The organism is Ideonella sp. P3_A4 (assembly GCF_056403075.1).
Window position 1 is genome coordinate 1 of sequence record NZ_JBFUGE010000445.1, and the last position, 4,977, is coordinate 4,977.

General features: G+C 68.1%; 4 protein-coding genes. All 4 read left to right on the forward strand.

The annotated features are described in order from the left end of the window. The coding region (gene paaZ / locus AC1DYI_RS26375) for a phenylacetic acid degradation bifunctional protein PaaZ (protein WP_477207096.1) at positions 1 to 1,404 on the forward strand (1,404 nt) is incomplete at its 5' end. Continuing rightward, positions 1,401 to 2,312, forward strand: coding sequence for a DUF2785 domain-containing protein (locus AC1DYI_RS26380; protein ID WP_477207097.1), 912 nt, complete (start codon positions 1,401 to 1,403; stop codon positions 2,310 to 2,312). The genes paaZ and AC1DYI_RS26380, both read left to right, overlap by 4 nt. Before the next feature lie 55 nt (positions 2,313 to 2,367). Beyond that, positions 2,368 to 2,604, forward strand: a complete 237-nt coding sequence (locus tag AC1DYI_RS26385; RefSeq protein ID WP_477207098.1) for a DUF1653 domain-containing protein — start codon at positions 2,368 to 2,370, stop codon at positions 2,602 to 2,604. 358 nt (positions 2,605 to 2,962) lie between these two features. Then, entirely contained in the window at positions 2,963 to 4,765 is a 1,803-nt protein-coding gene (locus AC1DYI_RS26390) for a GGDEF domain-containing protein (protein WP_477207099.1), read from the forward strand. The last annotated feature ends 212 nt before the right edge of the window (positions 4,766 to 4,977 follow it).

Consider the following 4,977-nt stretch of genomic DNA (forward strand, 5'->3'; position numbering starts at 1 on the left):
TTGCTGGACCGCCTGAATGGTGCCGACGTCGTCACCTTCACCGGCTCGGCCGACACGGCCGCCAAGCTGCGCGTGCACCCGAACCTGATCCGCCACTCGGTGCCGTTCAACGCCGAGGCCGATTCGCTGAACTGCGCGATCCTGGCGCCCGATGTGCAGCCGGGCGATGAAGAGTTCGACCTCTTCGTCAAGGAAGTGGCGCGCGAGATGACGGTCAAGGCCGGCCAGAAGTGCACGGCGATCCGCCGTGCGATCGTGCCGCGCCAACATGTCGATGCGGTGGCTGCGGCGCTGAAGGCGCGGCTGGCGAAGACGGTGGTCGGTGACCCGTCGGTCGAAGGCGTCAAGATGGGCGCACTCGCCTCGCACGCGCAGCAGGCCGACGTGGCCGAGCGTGTGGCGATGCTGCGCAAGGACGCCGAGCTGATCTACGGCACCGACGCGTTCACGCCGCAAGGCGCAGGCACGGCCGAAGGCGCGTTCTTCGCGCCGACGCTGCTGCTGGCGAAGAACCCGATGACCAATGACGCGGTGCACGACGTCGAGGCCTTTGGCCCGGTCAGTACATTGATGCCTTACGACGACTTCGACGAGGCGTTGGCCCTGGCCGCGCGCGGCAAGGGCAGCCTGGTCGGTTCGCTGGTCACCAAGACGCCGGCGATCGCCGCGAAGGCGATTCCCGTGGCCGCCGCGCACCACGGCCGCATGCTGATCCTCGATCGCGAGGCCGCACCCGAATCCACCGGCCATGGCAGCCCGCTGCCGATGCTCAAGCATGGCGGCCCCGGCCGCGCCGGTGGCGGCGAAGAGCTGGGCGGCATCCGTGCCGTCAAGCACATGCTGCAGCGCACGGCGGTGCAAGGCTCGCCGACGATGCTGGCGGCCGTGACCGGTGAATACGTGCGCGGCGCCGCTCGCATCGAGACCGAGGTGCACCCGTTCCGTCGCCACTTCGAGGACCTGCAAATCAGCGAGAGCCTGCTGACGCATCGCCGCACCGTCAGCGAAGCCGACATCGTCAACTTCGGCGGTGTCTCGGGCGACTACTTCTACATGCACTTCGACGAGATCGCGGCGAAGGACACGCAGTTCGGCCAGCGCATCGCGCATGGCTACTTCGTGCTGTCGGCGGCCGCCGGTCTGTTCGTCAGTCCGGCTCCGGGCCCAGTGCTGGCCAACTACGGGTTGGACACTCTGCGCTTCGTCAAGCCGGTGGCGATCGGCGACACGATCCAGGCGCGCCTGACCGCCAAGCGCAAGATCGACCGCATGAAGGTCGACGACAAAGGCCGCGGCCAGGGCGTGGTGGCGTGGGACGTCGAGGTCACCAACCAGCATGGCGAGCTGGTCGCCAGCTACGACATCCTGACCCTGGTGGCCAAGCACGCCACTCCGGCCGCATGAGACACGGCCTGCGCCGCATTGCGCTGGCGTTGAGCCTGGCCTGCGGTGCAGGCGCCGTGCTGGCCGCCTGTCCGCCCGAAGGCCAGACGCGCAACAGCCTGCTCGCTTTGCGCAACGCGAAGTGGGCCGTCAACGATGCTGCCAAGCGCGAATCGCTGGCGCTCGGCTTGGTCGACTGCCTGGCCGACCCGGACCCGGCGTTGCGCGACGAAGTCGGATTTGAAGCCTTGCAGCAATGGATGCGTGCCAACCAGCTGTCGCCGGCCATCGTCAAGCGCATCGGTGACCAGTTGCTGCGCCGCGTGATGCCCGCGACGGTGGCGGCCGATGGGCGCGGTGTTGCTGCGCCATTTGCCGCATTGACATTGGCCGAGGTCGCCCGCGTGGACCGGCTCACGTCCCTGTACAGCCCAGCCGAGCGCGATGCTTTCGTCAGAGCTGCGGCCAGCTACCTGGCCGGCGTGCGTGACTACCGCGGCTTCGATGCGCAAGACGGCTGGCGCCACGGCGTCGCACACGGCGCCGACTGGTTGATGCAGCTGAGCCTGAACACCGCACTCGACAAGGCGCAGCTCGACCGCTTGCTCGATGCGATTGCCACACAGGTGCTGCCGCCCGGTGATCACAGCTACATCTACGGCGAAGGCCAGCGCCTGATGGCACCGGTGTTCTACATCGCCAAGCGCGGCCTGCACGACAGCGCGTTCTGGACCAGCTGGTTCGGCCGCATCGTGTCGGCCGCGGCGCTGCCCGAAGGCCACCCTTTCACGGCGACTTCGCTGGCACGCGCCCACAACGCACGCGAGTTCATCTGGCCGCTGTATGCCTCGGTGCAAGAGACGTCCGATGCGGCACAGCGCGAGCGCCTGCTGCCGGGCTTGAAGGCGGCGATCAAGGCATTGCCATGAGCTGCCGGGCCGCTCCCAAGGCGAATTCCGCAGCGCGCAGCGCGGAGGAGGCTCAATGAGTGATGACGATCTGCCACCGCTGCCCGACACGCCGACGGGCCGCTATCGCCACTACAAGGGTGGCGAGTACGAAGTGATAGGCGTGGCCCGCCACAGCGAGACGCTGGAGCCGCTGGTGGTCTACCGGCCGCTCTACAACGCAACCGGCCTGTGGGTCCGRCCGCATGCGATGTTCTTCGGCCACATCGAACTGGACGGGCGACAGGTGTTGCGCTTCTCACGCTTAGGCTAGGGCCTGCTAACGCATAAATCGCAGCCACGTTGTCACTCCAAGCGGGCGCAATCTAGGCGCGAAGGCGCGGGCGTGGTCGATCCACGGCCGCGTCTTCGTAACAACGAGTGCGCCCGCTTGGAGTAGCAACCCGAAGGGCCGGGGCGATGTGGGGCGCATCGCGTCGTTACGAGGGTTCGCACGGGGGGAAGGCCCCGTGCGAGCCCTCGCGTCTAACGTTGCATCCCTAACAACTCCCCGGCGCGGCCGTGATTTATGCGTTAACAGGCCCCAAACCGTTACCACTCTAAGCGTGGATGTCGCGGTGGGCTGGCTAGTATGAGGCGGAATTCCCTCATGCCGCCGCTGTACCTCTTCGATGACCGCCACCCGCCGGCGCACCCGCGCCGCCTCCCCGGACACTGAGCACACGCCTGCCCGGTCACCCGGTGAGTTGGGGTTCGCCCAGATGGTGGTCGGTGCGGTCCACCACCAACCGCCTCCGAAGCCGCCGCGCAAGCGTGTGGCCGCTCCTGCGGTCGAGATGGTGGCCGAAGAAGAGCCGCTGGCCGACGCACTCGAGCGTGCGCTGCTGATGGTGCGTGGTGGCCAGGTCGAGGCCGGCCTGGCGCTCAGCCAAAGCCTGTGGCCGCAGGCCTCCCAGGCCGAAGACCTGCTGCAGATGGGCATCTGCCAGCATGTGATGGCGATCGGCTACCACTACAGCGGCAAGCTGAAAGAAGCGCTGACCACCGGCTACCTGGGCATCGAGTTGTTCACCCGCGCCTGCGAGACGGTGCGGTTGCTGCGGCTGATGTCGCTGCATGCGATCACGCTGGCGCAGCTGGGCCAGGCGGCCGAGGCGATGGAGCTGCTGGGCAGGGCCGTGCAGATGCTGCCGCTGGTGGCGAACGAGCCTTGGCAGCAGTGCGTGTTCTGGAACAACGCCGGCACCGTCTACGACACGCTGGACCAGACCGACGAGGCCTTGGCAGCTTGGGAGCGCTGCATCGAGCTGAGCCCGCACTTCGAAGAGCCCAGCATGAAGGCGATCTCGAAGGGCAACCTGCTGACGGTCCGCCTGGGCGCGTTGTGCAAGCGAAAGGCCGATCGCGAGGTCATCCTCTCGGCCTATGCTGAGCAGCGCCGGCACCTGGACGAGTTGGTGCAAGACGGGCGCCTTCATCTGGTGACGACCTATGCGGCCGAGGCGGCCGACGTGATGATCCAGCTCGGCGAGATGGACGAAGCCCGCGTGTTGCTGCGCCTGGGCCTGAAGGCCGCGCAGACCGCCGGCTTGGGGCCCAAGCGAGCCCGCCTGGAGCTGCAGCAGGCCCGCGTCGAGCGCTTGAGTGGGCTGCACCGGCTGGCGGCGGCCCACATCGCTGAAGCGCTGGCCCTGGCCACCGAAGGCCAGGACCTGGAGCTGCTGGCCCGCGTGCACCTCGAGAACAGCCAGTTGCAAGAAGCGCAGCAGCACTGGCGCGCCGCGCTCGACTGCTACAAGCGCCACGCCGAAACGCGTGAGGCGGTGCTGGCCGCGCAGTCCGAAGCGCGCTCGCAGGCGCTGGCCGCGCGGGTGGACGTGGAGCGCAATCGCGTCGAGGCCGAACTCGCGCGCCTGCGCAGCGCCGAGCTGCAACGCCAGGTCGAGCACCTGGCCGAAGAGGCCGGCGAGCTGAAGCGTCAGGCCCTGGAGGATCCGCTGACCGGCCTGGCCAACCGGCGCCAGTTCGAGCAGCGCATCTCCCAGCTGAGGGCCGAGGGCTGCGGGATCGTCCGGCCGCTGGTGCTGATGCTCGGCGACATCGACCACTTCAAGCGCATCAACGACCGCTACTCCCACACTCAGGGCGACGAGGTCTTGCGCACCATCGGCCGGCTGATGCGCGATCATTTGCGTCCGCACGACGCGGTGGCGCGCTGGGGGGGCGAAGAGTTCGCCGTGGGTTTCGGCGCCGGCCTGACGCTGGCCCAGGCCCTGACGGTGGCCGACCGCCTGCGTGGCACCATCGAGCGGCACGCCTGGTCCACGATGGCGCCGGCGTTGAATGTCACGATGAGCCTGGGTTTGGCTGAATGCCGGGACGGCGAGTCGATCGCCGACACCTTGCAGCGGGCCGATGAAGCGCTGTACCAATGCAAGAAGGCTGGCCGCAACCAGGTGCGCGCCRCCCCGTAAGTCCTGTTGTTGTTTGTAGTGCGCATCTAGCGGCCCCGCGCGAGTCCATCTTCACGCGGGGTCGCGGCTGGCCTGGGCGCGTCATTTGCCCTCACCGGGCCTGGCCGTTGATCGCTACGATGTGATGACCGCCAGGAGATCGCCGCCGATGCCGACCGTTCGCCCTCAGCAGCCCGCCGCCTCGCAGGACACCGAGACCGTCACCGCCACGG

Coding starts and splice junctions, on each gene's coding strand:
- AC1DYI_RS26380 (WP_477207097.1), top strand. CDS start 1,401: ATGAGACACGGCCTGCGCCGCATTGCGCTGGCGTTGAGCCTGGCCTGC.